Consider the following 16,925-nt stretch of genomic DNA (forward strand, 5'->3'; position numbering starts at 1 on the left):
TTCCCGGAGCCTTCCGCCGCACGTCAGGCCCTGCTCGCCATGGCCCACCTGCGGTGCGGTGACATCTACGCCCAGCTCGCCGCCGGATTCGGCATCGGGATCGCGACCGCTTACCGCTACATACGTGAAGCCGTCGAGACCCTGTCCACCCTCGCCCCGTCCCTGGCCGAGGCGATGAGGACGATCCGGACGAAGGCGTTCGTCATCCTCGACAGCACCCTGCTGCCAATCGATCGCATCGCTGCCGGCACCCCGTACTACTCCGGGAAACACAAACGCCACGGCATGAACGTCCAGGTCCTCACCGATCCGTCTGGACGGCTGCTCTGGGCCTCGCCGGCTCTGCCCGGCTCGACTCACGACCTGACCGCCGCACGACAGCACGGGATCACCGAAGCCCTCGCCGATGCGGACCTCAAATGCTGGGCAGACAAGGCGTATCAAGGAGCCGGCGGAGCCATCCGGGTACCGTTTCGGGACCATCACCTCAAGCGATGGAAGCGCCGCCACAACCACCCACGCCAAGATCCGCTGCCTCGGCGAGCGGGCCATGGCCACTCACAAGGGCTGGCGCCTCCTGCGGAAGCTCCGCTGCAGCACCAACCGAATCACCGACGTGGTGAAGGCCGTCCTCGTCCTTCACCACGCGTCAGCATGAGGTTGGAAAAAGCTCAGTGCACCGCAACGGCGACCTGCCGTCCGTGGCGCTCGCACCCTCATGGAGCTGCGGCGATTTCCGGCCGCCCTGGGCAAGTGAGGGCTGGGTGAAGGGACGCGAGCAGGCTTGTGTGTTCGAGAGCGGTGCACGTCAGGTGGCTGCGATGTCTCCGTGGTTGTTGGAGGGTGGCCTGATCTGTGTGGGTACCATCATCGCTACACTCACCCACCATCGCGCGAAATCGAGGACCACATGTCCAAAAACCCTCCCACCCCGAGCATCACGGCAGACTATGCCCAGCGCGTCACGGACGACCTGTCGGCGAACCGGAGCGAGCAGGAGAGCGTGCGCGCCGAACTTGCACGGCTGCAGGAGGAACTTGTCCGCCTGGAGGAGAGCGAGCAGGTTCTGACGAAGATGCAGGAGGTGCTCGGCACCACGCCCAAGCAGACGGCCAAGAAGGGCAAGGGCGGCAAGACAGCCGCGGTTCCCGCAGCCCGCCGCTCCAACGGCAAGCCGGCAGCGGGCAAGGCGGGTGCCGCCACCGGGCGCAAGACGTCGAAGAAGGCGGCGTCGCCCAAGAAGCCCGGTGAGCCGACCTGGCTTGAGCTGACCACGGCCCACCTGACTGGACAGAGTGAGCCCAAGTCGGCTGCGGAGGTGTCCTCGGCGCTGACCGAGGCACATCCTGAGCGCGCAGTACAGGTAACCGTCGTACGCAACACCCTGGAACAGGGAGTTGCGCAAGGACTGTTCGTACGCTCCAAGCAGGGGCGCTCCGTCTTCTACAGCCCGGCCGTGGCCGTCTCGGCGCAACCCGGCTCGTAACTGCAGGCGGCAATGGTGCGGTGACACCTCGTACACCTATGACGCGCTGGGCCGCCCGGAGACGGTGAAGGACGCCCGCGGTATCACGGTCGTCTACACGTACGACAACCGTGACGGGTCAAGAACGTCGACTCTTCTAACTACCTAGCCGTCACGTACGAGTACGACGGTGACGGCAACCTTGTCCAGCGCTCGGACGGCACGGGCATCATCAAGTACCAGTTCGACCCGCTCTCCCGCGAGGCGGTCCGCACCCTCCAGAACGGGTCGCAGACGGCCGCGCAACTCGGCCTCGTGCTCGGGACCGGAGAGGAAGCGGTCCATTCCCCTGACGTTGACGGTCAGGTGCAGGGCGATGTCGGCGGCAGCTCCGCCCGCCGACGAGGCCGCCTGCCGGGCGTCGTCCTCCCCGAAGACGACACGGCCGACCATGCGTTCGGTGAAACGCATGCGGGTCGGGTCGTCGGGGCGGCCAGGAGGTGCTCCAGCCTTCCAGGGGATCCCCTGGTCCGTGCACCAGCGGCGCGCATGCTGTACTCCGAGTTCCACGGCCTGGGCGAAACGGTCCCGGCTGAAGTTGATGAGGTAGTTCAAGGGGACCTCGCCGCTCAGCAGCCGGACCTCGATCGGCGCCCGAACTCTCCCTCCTCCCCGTCGCGGATGGCGGCGTTGCCGGCCTCGATTCGGCGCAGCCAGTGTTGCAGCCGGTCGTTGGCCGTCGTCTCGATGATGTGGAAGTAGTTGGCCACGAAGCCGTTGCGCCAGCGGGCCAAACGCCGGTGGGCGTTGCCGCTAGCCTCGCCGTTTCGGTTGGGTACGGCAGCTGGTGAGGCGGAAACGCGAAAGTGCCTTCCTGACCTGGAACGATGAACCTTGCTGAGGGGTTCTGTCGGTCCAGGCGGAGGGCACTTTCTACGTGCAGGCTATCGGGTTGCGTCCCAAGGGCCATGTCAGTGCCGATGGTTCGGGGGTGGTCGGGCATGCCGGGGCACGGTTGCTGGCGGATCTCGCTGATGCCACCGGGCTGACCGCCGCGTACTCCGCCGCTCTCAGGCCGCTTCGGCCGCGCGGGACCGGACACGATCCGGGCCGGATCGCCACCGACCTGGCGGTGATGCTCGCCGATGGAGGCGAGGCCATCGCGGACCTGGCAGTACTGCGCGACCAGGGCGAGGTGTTCGGCGCCGTCGCCTCGACACCGACGGCCTGGCGACTGCTCGCCGACACCGATGAGAGGACACTGACCGCTCTGCGCTCCGCCCGTGCCCAGGCCCGGGAAATCGCCTGGCTGCAAGCCGTCGAGCAAGGTGAGGACATACCCGCAGTCCGGGCTGCGGGACGCATGCTGCCCGGGCTGGTCCTGGACCTCGACGCCACGCTGGTCGCCTGCCACTCCGAGAAAGACCAGGCCGCACCCACCTACAAGGGCAGCTTCGGATTCCACCCGCTGCTGTGCTTCCTCGCGATCACCGGAGAGGGATTGTCCGGCCGGCTGCGTCCCGGAAACGCCGGCGCCAGCACCGCGAGCGACCACATCACGGTGCTCGACCAGGCACTCGCGCAGATCCCCGACGTCCTCCGGCACGGCACTGACATCCTCGTCCGCACCGACAGCGCCGGATCCGCGCGAAGGCCTTCCTCACCTACGTCCGAGACGTACGGAAACGAAAAATTCTTACCTCCTTCTCAGTCGGATACGCGGTCACCGAGCCTGTCCGCCACGCGATCCGAGCCATACCCGACCGTCGTCTGTGGCATCCCGCCCTGGACCAGGACGGCTCGCTCCGTGCCGGCGCCGAGGTCGCCGAGCTGACCGGCATGGTCGAGCTGACCGGCTATCCGGCCGGCACGCGCATCATCGTGCGCCGGGAGCGGCCGCACCCCGGCGCCCAGCTGTCCCTGTTCGACCAGGACGAGGGCCTGCGGCACCAGGTGTTTCTCACCGACACTCCCTACTCCGGTGGTGGCTCCGCCCAGTTCCTGGAGGTCCGTCACCGCGGGCATGCCACCGTCGAGGACCACATCCGGTGCGGCAAGGCGTACCCCTCCACGTTGGGACGGCCGACTACCGGCTCGCAACCAGTCGGGTCAGTGGTCGTAGGCCGCCGTTCGACGGTCACAACGCCCACGCCGGCCAGCGGCAGCCCGCCGTGGGTATCAAGCCGGCCGGTTCGCCGCCGACCACGATCACGCCAACCGTGCCCCCCCCCATGGAGCGGGATGACCTTTCGGCCGGCTGATCCACGCGGAGTCCGGAGGCACGCGCACCCGCACCGCCGCGCCCCCTGACGTACGGACCCGGCAGGTGGCCTGTGCGTTCGACGCATAAGAACACATATTCGATTATGACAAGAGTGGTGGCTTTGCCTGGTACCAGTTCATGCCACCAGCTGGCGATACCGCAGTGTGGTGACTAGCCTCTGTGGCATGACCGCGATGACGCTGCGTATCCCTGATGAGATCGATCCGTCCATCCGTGCCGCCGCCGCGGCAGCGGGGCTGTCGATGAACGCGTACATCGTCCAGGCCGCCCGCCACGCGGCAGTACTGGACTCGGCGCGGCAGCTGGCCGCGCTGGGCCTGGGTGACGCCCTCGCCGGTGAAGGCGACAGCCTGTGAGGCGGGGGGAGATCTGGGAGCTGGGCGACGGCCGGCAGGTCCTGATCATCTCCCTGGACGGGCTGGAGGAGCAGTACGGCGCGCTGCTCGCGATCGTGCTACATCCGCCCGGCCGGTTCCCGGACACGGCGATGTCCGTGGTGATCGAGGAGCCGGTGCCGTGCACGGCAGTCGCCGTCAACGTCCAGCAGCTCAAGGTGACGCGGTTCGACGGGGCGAAGCGCCTCGGCGCGGTCGAGCCTGCGGTGATGGGGCGGGTCGGCCAGGCACTGCGGGCCGTCCTCGACCTCTGACGCACACAGGACGTTCGTACGGGCCGGGGCCCTCACCGTGTAACCGGGTGAGGGCCCCAGCTGCGTTCCGCGGGAGTTGCGTGCCGTGGCTTCGTGCACGAGAACGGTCGTGAACCTAGCCACGTGCCGCTCGGCTCAGCTTGCCATGAGCCGAGCGAGCGATCTCACTACCGCTTGGCGTAGTCGCCGAACCCCGACCAGTCGATGATGACGCACGTCTCATCGCCGACGATCCAGGCATCGTGACCCGGCGGGCAGATCATGAAGTCGCCCGGACCGAACTCGGCTGACTCGCCGTCATCCATGACGATCTTCATGCGGCCCGAGATCAAGTAGCCCGTGTGTGCGGCCTGGCAGCTGTCGGTCCCGGCGATCGGCTTGACGTGTTTGGACCACTGCCAGCCCGGTTCGAAGGTCGCCCTTCCTACGGCACCCGCTTCGGAGTTGACGAGTTCGAGCTTGCCCTTGTGCTCTTCGAAGGGGCGTGTTTCGTCGGGCGAGTCGAGGCTCTTGCGGACGAGACCGGACATGGTTTCCTCCTGGGGTGGAAAACCTGTCACCGAGGAGCACCCCGGAGAGTCTGACGCTGGGCGATATGCACCGTTCCATTGTCCACCGTGCCGGCGACCGCCGCGAGTCGGCGACGCGATTTCCCCGGTCGGCCAGTAGGGGGCCCGCTGACCGCACGGGAGTGGGCGGCCCTCCCGGCGTCTCGCTCCGGATCAATGCCGGGGGCGACCCGGTCGAAGTGGCGCCACGCGCCGGCCACAGCATCGCGGGGGCTGGCCCGCTGCTACGCGAAGATCCTGCGCAGTCGACAGGGACCGGCGGGGACGACGGTCATCTCGGGTCGGTCGCGACGAAGTGTGAAGGCTTGTCAGGCACGTGTGACGGCCGCTCACTCATTCCCCTGTAGTCGCCCCTTCTCTGCTTGGAGATGGCCATGGACCGTGAGGAACTCGGTTCGGCCGACTGAGGCTTGGCGAAAGCCGCCCAGATGTTCCGACCGAAACACCGTCCGCAAGGCACGACAACCTCGAACGAGAGACCAGGAGATCGTTCGATGCTGGGTGTTGCGGGCTGGTTCAGGCGAAGAGGGCGGCGAGGGCGCCGCGACCACGGCGGGGAGGGTGATGACCGCGGCGAAAGCGGTGGCGGCTCGGGTGAGGTCCACGGGGTAGGTGGCGCCGTCCATGCGCGCGAATTCGCCCGCCCCGGCGGCGGCGGGCGATGCCGCTGTCGAGTCGCGTTTGTTCGATGGTACGGACATGGGTGTCACCGGGGCGTCACCACAGCATCACCGGCGCTGAATTGCACGGTGTGAGAGCGGGGCAGAGAATGGAAACGACACGCCCGTCGGAGAAGGCGATGAACGTGGTCTCTGCTCCTCCCCGGCTGCGATGCTCGGCCAGTTCCGGCTGGAACTGGACACCGAGACCTTCTGGGTGCTACGGGAGCGGGAACGGCTTCGGCAACTGCGGCTGCACGCTCTCGACGCACTGGCCCGAGGCCCTGATCCGGCAGGGCAGACCGACGCCGGCGATGGAGGCGGCCTGGGCGAGCGCCCGCGCGGAGCCGCCGCGGGAGAGCGCGCACCGGGCCGTGATGTCGGCGCCTCTCGCGGAGGGGAACGTCGCCGAGGCGGTGCGTCACTACGCTGCGTTCTGCCGGTTGCTGGACGAGGAGCTCGGTGTGGAGCCCTCGCCTCGGTTCGCCCGGATGCTTCCCGGGCGTCCACGAGACAGAGGCAGGAGGGCGGCACCATGCACCAGAGCGTTCGCGACTACTGGATCACCTTCAACGACCCGCTCGAAGGGCGCGTCCGCTTCATGTACCTGGACGTCAAGGGGTATGTGAGCACCGGAATAGGCAACAAGATCGACGAAACGGCCCGGGACAACTCCGCTCCGACCGCGGCAGAACGGGCCGCCTCCCTGGCCGCCGCCAACAGGCTGCGCTGGCTCGCCAACGAGGTGGATACGGAGGCCACGCCCGAGGAGGTCGCGCGGGACTGGGACGCGGTGAAGTCGCATCTGGAACTGGCGCCGCTGGGGCTGCATGGGAAGTGAGCTCTTTCCAACCTCAGGCTGACGCGTGGTGGTGAAGGACGAGGACGGCCTTCACCACGTCGGTGATGCGGTTGGTGCTGCAGCGGAGCTTCCGCAGGAGCCGCCAGCCCTTGAGGGTGGCCATGGCCTGCTCGCCGAGGCAGCGGATCTTGGTGTGGGTGGTGTTGTGACGGCGCTTCCATCGCTTGAGACGGCGGCCCCGAAACGGGACTCGGACGGTTCCGCCGGCACCTTGATACGCCTTGTCAGCCCAGCATTTGAGTCGCGCTTCAGCGAGGGCTTCGATGATCCCGTGCTGTCGCGCGGCGGTGAGGTCGTGAGTGGAGCCGGGCAGCGCGGGCGAGGCCCAGAGCAGTCGTCCGAACGGGTCGGTGAGGACCTGGACGTTCATGCCGTGGCGCTTGTGTTTCCCGGAGTAGTACGGGGTGTCGGCGGCGATCCGGTCGATCGGCAGCAGGGTGCCGTCGAGGATGACGAACGCCTTCGCCCGGATCGCCTTGATCGCCTCGGCCAGGGACGGGGCGAGGGTGGCCAGGATGTCGACGGCCTCCCGTATGTAGCGGAAGGCGGTCGCGATCCCTATGCCGAAACCGGCCGCGAGCTGTGCAGTAGGTGTCACCGCACCGCAGGTGGGCCAGGGCCAGCAGAGCCTGTCGCGCTGCGGGAAGCCGCCGCCACCGCGTGCCGATCTCCCTCCGCCTGGCTGTCAGTTGCCCGGTCAGGAACCGCAGGGTGCGGGTGGACAGATCGATCGACGACGGGTAGACAAGCACACGAAGCTCCTGGCGGACACGGGTGATCTTGGTCGAGAACCCATCTACCAGGAGCTTCGTCGTTACGCAGGACCGTCCAACTCGTGGTCAACGCCGCCAGCTTGGAAAGGCTCCTTGTCGCTGGGGCCGGTCCACGGGCTCGGGGACCCGCCGGCGGCGGACTGGCCGGAAACATCCGAGAGCGCGCGATAGGCACCTTGCCGGAGGCCGCCGGGACGGCATAGTCGTGGGATCCCCAGCCGTACCAAGCCCATGCCAAACCCAAACGAGCCAACGAACAGAGAGCAGAGTGAGCAGTTGAGCGCCACCGAGACCCCGCGACCCGCCTCCTCCGACATCGCCTCCGAGCAGAACACCCTCGACGACGGGGCCGCCACCGGGACGCAGGAGCGCCCGCCATCCTGTCGCGACCTGGTCGGACTTCTCGCGCAGGAAGACCGCCGCTCGGCCTACGCGGCCCTCGTGCTGGGCGCCTTCACCGTGACCGAGGTGGCCGAGCGGACAGGGCTGCGGTCCACCGCCGCCGCGATGGCACTGCAGAAGTTGACCGAGGGCCGGATCGCTTCTCATGACCCGGACCAGGGCACCTACAGCCTCATCGACGAAACCTTCCGGCTGGCGGTGCGCGAAGAGGTGCGGCTGACCGGCCGGGACGGAGGGGACGGCGCAGGCGCCTACTTCCGCAAGGGCCGCCTGGCCTCAATCCCCGGCAACGCGAAGATCCGCAACCGTGTGCTGACGGTGGTCGCCGAGTCCTTCGAGAAGGGCGTGACCTACGACGAGCCCAAGGTGAACGCCATCTGCGGCGGTTGGCTGGATGACTGGGTCAGCCTGCGCCGGGCGCTCGTCGACGAGGGGCTGCTGACCCGGGACAGCACCGCCCGCTACGCGCGCGCCTGAAGGAGCGACGACGCCATGACCACCTTCCGCGCCGCAACGCCGGACGAGCACGCCGATGTGATCGTCCGGCCCTGGCACTCCGCCGCTGGAGCGAGCGCCTTCGTTCGCAGGCGTGGCTTCCTTGCCCGGCCCGGACAGGTGGTGGCCGAACCGGCCGAGGACGGTCGCGGTGTCCTCCTCAATGTCGGCCTGGGCCCCGAGGATGCGCTGACCTGGTCCGTCCTACGAGTGGCGGCGGCCGCCACCCGGGCCGTCGGGCCCGCCCGGACCGTCCGCATGGATCTCGCGGTCCCGCCCGGAGCCCGTCTTGCCCCGGACGATCATGTCCACGCGGTCACGGAAGGTGCCAGGCTGGCTCTCTACCGGTACGACGCCCATCGGTCCTCGCATGGGCCGCCGCTCCCCGCCGAGTTCCGGATCACGGGCGCCGGCCCGGGTGCCCTCGCGGAGGCGCTGGCCGCGGCTGACGGCACCTGCCTGGCCCGGGACCTTGTCAACGCCCCAGCCTGCGAACTGACCCCGACCGTCTTCGCCGACCGGATCGCGGCGGCCGCCGGCCAAGCCGGGATGGCCCACACCGTGTACAAGGAGGCCGAACTGGAACAGCTGGGGCTGGTGGGTCTGACCGCCGTCGGCCGGGGATCGTCGGAGCCTCCGTGCTACGTGGAATGCGTCTACGAGCCCGACGGTCCCGCAGCGCTCACCGTCGCCCTGGTCGGCAAGGGGGTCACGTTCGACTCCGCGGGCTGTCCCTCAAGCCCTCCGGTGAACTGCACACGATGAAGGCCGACATGGGCGGGGCCGCAGCCGTCGTCGGTGCCGTGATGGCGCTTCCCCGGCTGGGCCTGCCGCTCCGGGTCCGTGCCCACCTGCCCCTGGCCGAGAACATGCCCGACGGTGGGGCCCTGCGCGTGGGGGACGTGGTGCGGCACCGTGACGGCACCAGCACCGAGATCACGCACACCGACAACGAGGGACGCGTCTTTCTCGCCGACGTTTTGTCGCTGGCAAGCGAACCGGGCCGCGCCGATGTGGTGATCGACGTGGCCACGCTCACCTCTGCGGCCGCCCACGCCCTGGGCACGCGGACGGGCGCGCTGCTCTCCGCCGACGACGCCTTGTCCGACCTCCTAGTCGAGGCCGGACAGCGGGCCGGTGAGTGCCTGTGGCGGCTCCCCCCTGCTCGCGCACGAGCGACGGCACCTGCGCTCTGCCGTCGCCGACCGTGTCAACTGCTCACACCGCCGGGGGGACACAGTGCAGGTCGCCCTGTTCCTGGCCGACTTCGTCACCCCCGGCACACGCTGGGCGCACCTGGACGTCGCGGCACCGGTGTGGAATGACGAGCCAGCGTACGGCGAGGTCCCTCAGGGGGCCACGGGATTCGGGGTACGGACCTTGCTGGAGACGCTACGGGCGCTCGCCGATCCCGGACACGGCGCCCGCCGAGAGCAAGGGCTTGCCGGATAAGTGCGACGTCCCCCTCAACGGCCCGCAGAACCATTCACCCGACGCTCCCCTGACGCGCCGGGCACAAAGCCCGAGGTCAAAGCCCCCGAAGCTCGTCTTTGCCGCGTCAGGACCGGCGTTCGCCACACCTCGGCACGGCGAACACCGCACGCGAACACCCCGAAAGCGCGTCTCCCCAGGTCAGGTGCTGGGGTCGCCGAACACGAACTCGCCGCCGTGCTTGGGCGGCCGCCCGGCCTTGGGGTCGTAGACCCGCAGCGGTGTCGGCCGGCGCATCACCCGCCCGGAACGGAGCCAGCCGAGGATCTCGATGGGCAGTCCGCACAGCAGATGGGCGATGCGCGGGGCGGCGTATCCGGCGTCCAGCACAACCAGGACCTCAGGGTCGCCCGGCTTTCACTGGCCGACGGCCGCTCGACGACCTCGCGGATCTGGGCCGACGGCCGGGGCTGGACACGTGACCAAGCCGTCGTTCAGATCTGACGCACCCGCACGGCTCCAGGCGGGCCCGTTCATACCGCGGCCGCCCCGTCACAGCGAAGCGCTCCCGCGACCGGTACGCGTCCGGCGGCGCGGTGACGCCGACGAGCAGTGCCTGCTCCCCGCCCCCTGGCCGAAGCGCTTGGCGGAGCAGCCGAGCACGGCGGCACGCCGACGGGATGACCTGAGCGACCCGACACCGTGAGCTCCCCCTGTCCTCCCGTGTCCCGCGGCCGGGTGGTGGGCGCGGCTGCCCCAGGGCTGGGGAGGGGAGCGGGTTCTGGCGGAACCCCTGCCAGGGCCCTCGTGAGGGAGGCATCGAGCTCCGCAAACGTCCCGGCACGACGAACGCCGAAGCGCCGACGGCGCGTGCCGACGCCCATGTCGCTTGTCGGCCAGGGCCACGACGGCTTGTGCGCCTCATCGTGTCGGCCGAGGTAGGCCGTTGTGGCGGCGGTCCGGTGATGTTGCTGTGGAGGTGTCGCCCTCCCTTGCCCGCACGGAGGAGCCTCGGGCTTGCCGCGCACACCGGAACGGTCGTCACCGGGGACCGGCTGCATACGCCGAACCGGTCCGCAAGAGGGCATCTCCGGACGTATTCAGATCGGAGATGGCAGCACCTCAAGGGCGGAGGCAAGTATTCGGCCAGTCGAACGATGCGGCAAATAGGCAATGCGTCGGCGACATTCCCCTATCGCCTAATCAAGGAAACTTGTCGCCTATACGCCTTTTGCGGTTGATGCGAGTGGGATGCAGAGGTCTCCGGTGCGGAGCGAATCATACGCAACCACAGCGTAACCGATGGTAACTTTATGTAAATAGATGACAAATTCGTTACGCCTTCCGCCGCGTCGAGGTCATTTACCGCATCTGGGCGACATGTCGGCCTGATGAATTCTTTCAGATAGATCCCAATTTCTCGTTTGAGGGTACTTGTGCGTGATGGATCAGGTCTACCGCCACTCGTCGTCGTCCACTTCATTCCGGGCTCGCGGGCGCGAATCCGACCTTGCGTCAGGGGCCTCCGCCGTCAACGATTCCAGCGTGCAACTTGACAGGTTCACGCCCAATGATCGTTGGGTGGGAACCCCACGCACCAACAGCCCCACCTCACCCGACCGGGGCTGCCCCCCCATACCTCGGAGGACCTCGTGACCTTCAAGCGCTTCTCGCCGATCAGCAGCACGACGGCCAGACACGCACGGCTCCTCGCCGTGGCATCCGGTCTGGTGGCCGCCGCGGCCCTGGCAGCACCCTCGGCCGCCGCCGCTCCTGAGGCGGAGCCCAAGACGACCGTTTCGCAGCTCGCCGACGCCAGCTCCGCCGTCCTCGCCGCTGATGTGGCGGGCACCGCCTGGTACACGGAGGCGAGCACCGGCAAGATCGTCGTCACCGCCGACAGCACCGTGTCGAACTCCGAACTGGCCAAGATCAAGAGCGCGCTGGCAAAGTCCAAAGTGGAACTGACAGTCAAACGCACCGAAGGCAAATTCAGCCCGCTGATCGCCGGCGGCGAGGCCATCACCACCGGCGGCAGCCGCTGTTCGCTCGGCTTCAACGTCTCGGTCAACGGCGTCGCCCACGCGCTGACTGCCGGCCACTGCACCAACATCAGCGCCAGCTGGTCCATCGGTACACGCACCGGAACAAGCTTCCCGAACAACGACTACGGCATCATCCGCCACTCCAACCCGGCGGCGGCCGACGGCCGGGTCTACCTGTACAACGGCTCCTACCAGGACATCACGACGGCGGGCAACGCCTCCGTGGGCCAGTCCGTCCGCCGCAGCGGCAGCACCACCGGGCTGCGCAGCGGCACGGTCACCGGCCTCAACGCCACGGTCAACTACGGTTCCAGCGGGATCGTGTACGGCATGATCCAGACCAACGTCTGTGCCGAGCCCGGCGACAGTGGTGGTGCGCTCTTCGCGGGCAGCACCGCTCTGGGTCTCACCTCCGGCGGCAGCGGCAACTGCCGGACCGGCGGCACCACGTTCTACCAGCCCGTCACCGAAGCGCTGAGCGCCTACGGGGCGACAGTCCTGTAGCTCATGCCACCGGGTCTTCGGGCTGACGGCCGACCGAGCGCCCGAAGACCCGCGCACCGGCACACCCCGGCGGGCGTGAGCTCCTGGTCGCAGCCAAGGGCACGGGGAGCAGTACCGGGTGGGCAGGTTGTTGTTCGCCACCGGGGAGCTACACCCGCGATCGACGGCGGCCGCGCGATCAACTGCCGCGGCTCACCTCCGCTCGCGCGAAGAGCAGGTACGGGCCCAGGACAAGGCGCTCTTGAAGCCCTGCTCACCTCCGCTCGAGCGGAGGTGAGCAGGTCGTTCGGGTAGGCGTTCATCGGGGACGCCCCGGTGTGAACCGTTCCGGGTTCGGTAGAGACTCGATTCCGTGAAAGGATTGAGTCATGGCACGCTCCTCCTCCTATCCCCTTGAGCTGCGCAAACGAGCGGTCCGCATGGTCGCCGAGGTCCGCGGTGACTACCCGAACGAGTCGGCCGCGCTGCGGGCGGTCGCCCAGAAGCTCGGCATCGGCTCGGCCGAGACCCTGCGGAACTGGGTGAAGCGCGACGAGATCGACTCCGGTCGGCGTCCGGGGACGACAACGGAGGAGTCCGCCCAGATCAAGGCTATGAAGAAGGAGATTGCCGAGCTGAAGCGGGCGAACGGCATCCTGAAGGCTGCGGCGTCTTTCTTCGCGGCCGAGCTCGACCGGCCACACACACGCTCGTAGCGTTCATCGACGAGCACCGGGACCGCTTCGGCGGCGTCGAGCCCATTTGTAGAACGCTCACGGAGCACGACTGCAAGATCGCCCCCTCCACTTACTACGCCTACAAGAAGCGGCTCGCCGAGCCGTCGGCCCGGCAGCTGCGGGACGCCGGATTCAAGGAGCTGATCAGCAAGATCTACACCGACAACTACCGTGTCTACGGGGCCAGGAAGATCTGGCGCGAGCTGCACCGGCAGGGCCACCAGGTGGCCCGCTGCACGGTAGAGCGCCTGATGCGCGAGCTCGGCATCGCCGGCGCGGTGCGCGGAAAGAAGATCATCACCACGATCCCCGACGACAGGGCCGAGCGGGCTCCTGACCGCGTCGAGCGTGACTTCGTCGCCACGGCGCCGAACCGCACCTGGGTAGCGGACTTCACGCACGTGGCGACCTGGGCCGGCGTCGTCTACGTCGCCTTCGTCGTCGACACCTTCTCCCGCCGCATCGTCGGATGGTCGGCCGCCACGACGAAGGAGACCCAGCTTGTCCTGGATGCCCTGGAGATGGCCCTGTGGCAACGCGACCGTGACCAACACCCGTATATTCGCGGCGAGTTGATCCACCACTCAGATGCCGGGTCGCAGTACACGAGTTTCCGGCTCGCCGAGCACCTGGATGCCGCCGGTCTCGCGGCGAGCATCGGCACGGTCGGGGACGCTCTGGACTGTCATTCTCTTCGTACCGGATCCCGCAAGGATCGGGTAGTCCCGGCCGCGACGGTCTGACTCTTGCTTATGACCGACCCCGCGGGTGTCCTGGCGTTGATCTGTCGACTGTCCGGCCGGGCACGCAGCAAGCGCTGCCGTCGGACGGACGTGTCGCCGGCCTGCGTGCTGAGCGTCTTGTCGCGGTGGCCGTTGCGAAGCGCAGTGCGCGTCTCGGTGTGCTCGTTCCACTCCGCGCCGATCCGGGCCGTGGCCTCGGCCTCGATCAGCTCCTGGAGCATCCGCTCGGCCACATTGCGGACGAGTTCGAGTCCGTCCGCCGAACGTAGTGACTCAAGCAGCCGGAGTAGGTCATGCTGAGACAGGGCCATCCTGCACCTCCCGCGTTGAACTGCCCGTTCACTACGGAGAGTTGCACGATGGCCCGCCTTACGGGCAGGGAGCGAGACCCCATCGGCGCACGCCCCCGGCGCACTCCCTAGCGGTGATCGGCTACACCACGACAAGGGACGCCATCCCGATGACGCGCTGATCGGCGCGGACGGCATCCGGTCCAGGGTCCGCTCCCAGCTCGTCGGCGACGGCGAGCCAGGAGTGTCGGGGCACACGATCTACCGCTCCGTCATCCCGATGGAGAAGGTCCCCGAGGACCTGCGCTGGAACGCTGTCTCCTTGTGGGAGGGCCCGGAATGGCACTTCGTGCACTACACGATCGGTGGCGGCAGGTTCCTCAACCTTGCCGCCACCCGGAACGACGGCGCGACCGTCGCGGTCGCGGGGGACCTGGTCGAGCGCGACCACGTGCTCTCGGAGTTTCCCGGCATGGACGAGACCGCCCGCAGCCTGCTGGAACTCGGGGACGAATGGCGGACGTGGGTCCTGTGCGACCGCGACCCCGTCAAGGGCTGGACCGACGGCCGCGTGACACTGCTCGGCGACGCGGCGCACCCGATGCGCCAGTACGCGGCTCAGGGCGCCTGTATGGCGCTGGAGGACGCGGTCGTGCTCGGCGCGCTGCTGGATCGCGACGTCGACCGCGACACCCTCGCCGGACGCCTGGAGACGTACGCGGCGGAGCGCTCGACCGCACCGCCGCGGCGCAGCTCCTCGCCCGGGAGATGGGCACCCAGCTCTACCACCCTGCTGGCGAAGGGGCGCGGGCCCGCAACGCGATGCTGTCCGCCTTGTCCGAGACCGAGCTGTACGAGAAGGCCGCCTGGCTGCACGGCTTTGCCTCCGTCCCCGGCGAAACCGACGGAGCCGTCGGCGGGGAGGACGCAGGGCGCCGATGACGCCGAGGCCGCATCCCGACCCGCTGCCCCTCAGCCACGGGACGAGGACGCCGGAGCCGAGGGGCGCGGTCTGGTTCTCGATGCGATTAGCACCGCTGCGGCGTATCGCGGCCGGCGTTTGGTAGACCGGTCAGCAGCAGGACTGGGCCCCTAGCTTGATCTCTAACCTGTGCGGCGGGGGCGAGGGGTTGTTGACTTCTTGGTTCGTTGTTTCGCGGAGCCTGGTTTGCCGACTGTGTGCACGTCGTGGCGTGGGGTGGGTCGGGTGTTCTTGCTTCCGAGTGGCCGCCCGGGGCCGGGGCGGGAAGATCTCGGTACTTCGGCTGGGCAGGTGGCCTTCGGCCGGAGGTGCCGAAAGTCGCGGCGGACTCGTGCGGGGGTGAGCCTGTGGGGCGGGGACGGTTTCTCCCACGGCCGCCGGAGGTCTGCCGCCAGTGGGCGGGCGAGCCGGAGCTGGGTGAAGACGACGACGATCAGCCAGGTCCAGCGGTCGGCGGCCTCGGGGCTGCGGATCTTCGGGCAGGTCCAGCCCGGAGTCTGCTTGAACAGGCGGAAGGTGTGCTCGATGTCGAAGCGCCGCAGGAACGCCTGCCACAGAAGGTCGACGTCGGCTGTGGTGGCGTCGGTGCCCGACCACCACAGCCAGACCGGCTTCGGTGTGGCACCGCTGGGCAGGTGCTCGACTTGCAGACGGATCGCGGTGCCCTCGATGACCGGCAGGGCACCCAACTCGGCGGTCCAGGCCGAGCGGTGGGTCAGCCTCGGATGGAGCCGGTCCCAGGAGCGGGCGGCGGCGGTGCCGTAGAGACGGGTCTCGGTCACCGTCTGGGTGTCGGGTGTGTTCCAGGTGGCCGGGTCACCGAGGACGAACTCACCACCGTGACGGGGCGGTCGGCCCCGGGTGCCGGGCCCGCGGGGCGGTGCCGCCCGGCACAGGACGCGGTCCGAGCGCATCCGGCCCAGTACCTGCACTGGGAGATCCGTCAGCAGGAAGGCCAGGCGGGGCACGTCGTAGCCGCCATCCACCACGATCAAGATCTCCAAATCACCGTCTTTCCACTGCCCGGCTTCGACCAGCCGCTCGATGAGCTCGCGTATCTGCCGGGCCGTGACGGTGGCGGCATCGTCACCCGGTGCCAGACGCAGCGCGTCCAGCGGTGCGGTCCAGGAGCTTCGCCCTGATTCCAGTGCGCAGATCACCGAGTAGGGCCAGCCTGGCACGGGGATGTGCTGGTCCTTGCCCGGCCGTAGGTGTGGCACAGGATCCGCTGCGTGAGGTGTGCGCGCCGGGCTGGTCGAGGACCTGCATGCCCTGGCCCCGCTCCTGGAAGAACTCGACGATCGGGACCCTGAGATCGTGGCGATGCGCTTCGGACAGGAAATGACCCAAGCCCAGATCGGCGAACGTCTCGGTGTGTCTCAGGTGGACGTCTCGAGGCTCCTGAACCGCATTCTCGCCAAGCTCCGAAAGCAGATGCTCACCCAGAATTGAGGAGGGGCATCTCCTGTACGGACGCGGTGGCGGCTGACCGCTTGTCGTCCTGGTGCCTGTGTACGCGAGGCATGGTGGGACGGCGCTTCGCGGGGCCGAACCGGGGGCGTCGGCCCAGGCGTTGGGGGCAGGTCCGAGCGCACGGCCGGACCGCCCGCGTGGCTTACGCGCCGGTCAGTCGCCGACGGTCGCAGGTGTCGCGGTCACGGAGTCCTGGATGCCCAGGCGCAGGTGTTCCACGTGGTAGAGGGCCTGGTCGAGGAGTTCGGCGACGTGGTTGTCGTAGAGCGCGTAGATGATCGAGCGGCCGTGACGCTCGCCGGTGACCAGACCGAGGTTGCGCAGCAGGCGTAGCTGGTGGGAGCAGGCGGAGGCTTCCATTTCGACGGCTTCGGCAAGGTCGCTCACCGAGCAGGGGCCTTCCTGGAGCCGGGCCAGGATGTGGAGCCGCGAAGGGGCGGCGAGGGCCTGGAGGGTTGCGGCGACCTCGGCGGTTCCCACCGCGTCGAGGCGCTCGCGTGTGGTGGCGTTGCCGACGCTGCCCGTTCCGTGACCCATGGGGCCATCATACCGGTGACACCTGAAGACCTGTTCATGTGTTCCT

Annotated in this window: 13 protein-coding genes and 10 pseudogenes; 16 read left to right on the forward strand and 7 right to left on the reverse strand. The window is 68.5% G+C overall.

What is annotated here, in order from left to right; translation table 11 throughout:
* Nucleotides 1–21: 21 nt before the first annotated feature.
* From AMK21_RS10585 to AMK21_RS35920, 3 genes and pseudogenes are all read left to right on the forward strand, one after another.
* Nucleotides 22–658 (forward strand): annotated as a pseudogene (locus AMK21_RS10585) (transposase family protein); the annotation flags it as partial.
* A gap of 252 nt (nucleotides 659–910) precedes the next feature.
* Nucleotides 911–1,486 (forward strand): hypothetical protein, encoded by a 576-nt coding sequence (locus tag AMK21_RS10590; RefSeq protein WP_073876506.1) that lies wholly within the window; start codon nucleotides 911–913, stop codon nucleotides 1,484–1,486.
* 19 nt (nucleotides 1,487–1,505) lie between these two features.
* A pseudogene (locus AMK21_RS35920) lies at nucleotides 1,506–1,762 on the forward strand (hypothetical protein); the annotation flags it as partial.
* 332 nt (nucleotides 1,763–2,094) lie between these two features.
* On the opposite strand, the gene AMK21_RS35925 reads toward AMK21_RS35920, so the two are convergent.
* Nucleotides 2,095–2,259: a hypothetical protein gene (locus tag AMK21_RS35925; RefSeq protein WP_234421903.1), complete on the reverse strand. Its 165-nt coding sequence runs from the start codon at nucleotides 2,257–2,259 to the stop codon at nucleotides 2,095–2,097.
* 113 nt (nucleotides 2,260–2,372) lie between these two features.
* Between AMK21_RS35925 and AMK21_RS10600 the strand changes: the two are divergent.
* The 3 genes and pseudogenes from AMK21_RS10600 to AMK21_RS10610 all read left to right on the forward strand — a co-directional run.
* A pseudogene (locus tag AMK21_RS10600) lies at nucleotides 2,373–3,523 on the forward strand (IS1380 family transposase); the annotation flags it as partial.
* Nucleotides 3,524–3,913: 390 nt separating this feature from the next.
* Nucleotides 3,914–4,105 (forward strand): toxin-antitoxin system HicB family antitoxin, encoded by a 192-nt coding sequence (locus tag AMK21_RS10605; RefSeq protein ID WP_234421887.1) that lies wholly within the window; start codon nucleotides 3,914–3,916, stop codon nucleotides 4,103–4,105.
* On the forward strand, nucleotides 4,102–4,398 hold the full coding sequence (locus tag AMK21_RS10610; RefSeq protein WP_073876508.1) for a hypothetical protein: 297 nt from the start codon (nucleotides 4,102–4,104) through the stop codon (nucleotides 4,396–4,398). Before AMK21_RS10605 ends, AMK21_RS10610 begins: the two co-directional genes overlap by 4 nt.
* A 167-nt stretch (nucleotides 4,399–4,565) precedes the next feature.
* Here AMK21_RS10610 and AMK21_RS10615 read toward each other — a convergent pair whose 3' ends face one another.
* Nucleotides 4,566–4,928 (reverse strand): cupin domain-containing protein, encoded by a 363-nt coding sequence (locus AMK21_RS10615; protein ID WP_073876510.1) that lies wholly within the window; start codon nucleotides 4,926–4,928, stop codon nucleotides 4,566–4,568.
* Nucleotides 4,929–5,940: 1,012 nt separating this feature from the next.
* On the opposite strand from AMK21_RS10615, the gene AMK21_RS10620 reads away from it, so the two are divergent.
* Both AMK21_RS10620 and AMK21_RS10625 read left to right on the forward strand, forming a co-directional pair.
* Nucleotides 5,941–6,255 (forward strand): AfsR/SARP family transcriptional regulator, encoded by a 315-nt coding sequence (locus AMK21_RS10620; RefSeq protein ID WP_374198616.1) that lies wholly within the window; start codon nucleotides 5,941–5,943, stop codon nucleotides 6,253–6,255.
* On the forward strand, nucleotides 6,162–6,467 hold the full coding sequence (locus tag AMK21_RS10625) for a hypothetical protein (RefSeq protein WP_199863173.1): 306 nt from the start codon (nucleotides 6,162–6,164) through the stop codon (nucleotides 6,465–6,467). The genes AMK21_RS10620 and AMK21_RS10625 overlap by 94 nt, the downstream gene beginning before the upstream one ends.
* Before the next feature lie 13 nt (nucleotides 6,468–6,480).
* Here AMK21_RS10625 and AMK21_RS10630 read toward each other — a convergent pair.
* Nucleotides 6,481–7,240 (reverse strand): annotated as a pseudogene (locus tag AMK21_RS10630) (transposase family protein).
* A 336-nt stretch (nucleotides 7,241–7,576) separates the two neighbouring features.
* Between AMK21_RS10630 and AMK21_RS10635 the strand changes: the two are divergent.
* From AMK21_RS10635 to AMK21_RS36615, 3 genes and pseudogenes are all read left to right on the forward strand, one after another.
* Entirely contained in the window at nucleotides 7,577–8,140 is a 564-nt protein-coding gene (locus AMK21_RS10635) for a DUF2087 domain-containing protein (protein ID WP_073876807.1), read from the forward strand.
* 15 nt (nucleotides 8,141–8,155) lie between these two features.
* Nucleotides 8,156–9,258, forward strand: a pseudogene (locus AMK21_RS10640) (leucyl aminopeptidase family protein); the annotation flags it as partial.
* A 37-nt stretch (nucleotides 9,259–9,295) separates the two neighbouring features.
* Nucleotides 9,296–9,610, forward strand: a complete 315-nt coding sequence (locus AMK21_RS36615) for a hypothetical protein (RefSeq protein ID WP_267893906.1) — start codon at nucleotides 9,296–9,298, stop codon at nucleotides 9,608–9,610.
* A gap of 183 nt (nucleotides 9,611–9,793) precedes the next feature.
* On the opposite strand, the pseudogene AMK21_RS10645 reads toward AMK21_RS36615, so the two are convergent.
* Nucleotides 9,794–10,000: pseudogene (locus tag AMK21_RS10645) on the reverse strand (transposase); the annotation flags it as partial.
* A 1,241-nt stretch (nucleotides 10,001–11,241) separates the two neighbouring features.
* On the opposite strand from AMK21_RS10645, the gene AMK21_RS10650 reads away from it, so the two are divergent.
* The 3 genes from AMK21_RS10650 (at nucleotide 11,242) to AMK21_RS35930 (ending at nucleotide 13,597) form a co-directional block, all read left to right on the forward strand.
* Nucleotides 11,242–12,138 carry a S1 family peptidase gene (locus tag AMK21_RS10650; protein ID WP_073876514.1) on the forward strand — a complete coding sequence of 299 codons (897 nt, stop codon included), beginning with the start codon at nucleotides 11,242–11,244 and terminating at the stop codon, nucleotides 12,136–12,138.
* Between the two features lie 368 nt (nucleotides 12,139–12,506).
* Nucleotides 12,507–12,833 carry a transposase gene (locus tag AMK21_RS10655; protein ID WP_073876516.1) on the forward strand — a complete coding sequence of 109 codons (327 nt, stop codon included), beginning with the start codon at nucleotides 12,507–12,509 and terminating at the stop codon, nucleotides 12,831–12,833.
* Between the two features lie 5 nt (nucleotides 12,834–12,838).
* Nucleotides 12,839–13,597 (forward strand): IS3 family transposase, encoded by a 759-nt coding sequence (locus tag AMK21_RS35930; RefSeq protein ID WP_234421897.1) that lies wholly within the window; start codon nucleotides 12,839–12,841, stop codon nucleotides 13,595–13,597.
* Nucleotides 13,598–13,689: 92 nt separating this feature from the next.
* On the opposite strand, the pseudogene AMK21_RS37060 reads toward AMK21_RS35930, so the two are convergent.
* Nucleotides 13,690–13,908, reverse strand: a pseudogene (locus AMK21_RS37060) (transposase); the annotation flags it as partial.
* A 151-nt stretch (nucleotides 13,909–14,059) separates the two neighbouring features.
* On the opposite strand from AMK21_RS37060, the pseudogene AMK21_RS10670 reads away from it, so the two are divergent.
* Nucleotides 14,060–14,829 (forward strand): annotated as a pseudogene (locus AMK21_RS10670) (FAD-dependent monooxygenase); the annotation flags it as partial.
* 162 nt (nucleotides 14,830–14,991) lie between these two features.
* On the opposite strand, the pseudogene AMK21_RS10675 reads toward AMK21_RS10670, so the two are convergent.
* Nucleotides 14,992–16,123: pseudogene (locus AMK21_RS10675) on the reverse strand (transposase); the annotation flags it as partial.
* On the opposite strand from AMK21_RS10675, the pseudogene AMK21_RS10680 reads away from it, so the two are divergent.
* A pseudogene (locus AMK21_RS10680) lies at nucleotides 16,121–16,321 on the forward strand (sigma-70 family RNA polymerase sigma factor); the annotation flags it as partial. The pseudogenes AMK21_RS10675 and AMK21_RS10680 overlap by 3 nt on opposite strands.
* A 174-nt stretch (nucleotides 16,322–16,495) precedes the next feature.
* Here the strand turns inward: AMK21_RS10680 and AMK21_RS10685 are convergent.
* Complete coding sequence (locus AMK21_RS10685) at nucleotides 16,496–16,879, reverse strand: ArsR/SmtB family transcription factor (protein ID WP_073876520.1); 384 nt, start codon at nucleotides 16,877–16,879, stop codon at nucleotides 16,496–16,498.
* Between the last annotated feature and the right edge of the window lie 46 nt (nucleotides 16,880–16,925).

The sequence above is a fragment of the Streptomyces sp. CB00316 genome (assembly GCF_001905595.1).
In the GTDB taxonomy this organism is placed as follows: Bacteria; Actinomycetota; Actinomycetes; order Streptomycetales; family Streptomycetaceae; genus Streptomyces.

Bases quoted from the DNA above. Each gene is read 5' to 3' on its own strand.
- AMK21_RS10590 (WP_073876506.1), top strand. From the start codon at position 911: ATGTCCAAAAACCCTCCCACCCCGAGCATCACGGCAGACTATGCCCAG.
- AMK21_RS10620 (WP_374198616.1), top strand. From the start codon at position 5,941: ATGGAGGCGGCCTGGGCGAGCGCCCGCGCGGAGCCGCCGCGGGAGAGC.
- AMK21_RS10625 (WP_199863173.1), top strand. From the start codon at position 6,162: ATGCACCAGAGCGTTCGCGACTACTGGATCACCTTCAACGACCCGCTC.
- AMK21_RS10605 (WP_234421887.1), top strand. From the start codon at position 3,914: ATGACCGCGATGACGCTGCGTATCCCTGATGAGATCGATCCGTCCATC.
- AMK21_RS10655 (WP_073876516.1), top strand. From the start codon at position 12,507: ATGGCACGCTCCTCCTCCTATCCCCTTGAGCTGCGCAAACGAGCGGTC.
- AMK21_RS10615 (WP_073876510.1), bottom strand. From the start codon at position 4,928: ATGTCCGGTCTCGTCCGCAAGAGCCTCGACTCGCCCGACGAAACACGC.
- AMK21_RS10685 (WP_073876520.1), bottom strand. From the start codon at position 16,879: ATGGGTCACGGAACGGGCAGCGTCGGCAACGCCACCACACGCGAGCGC.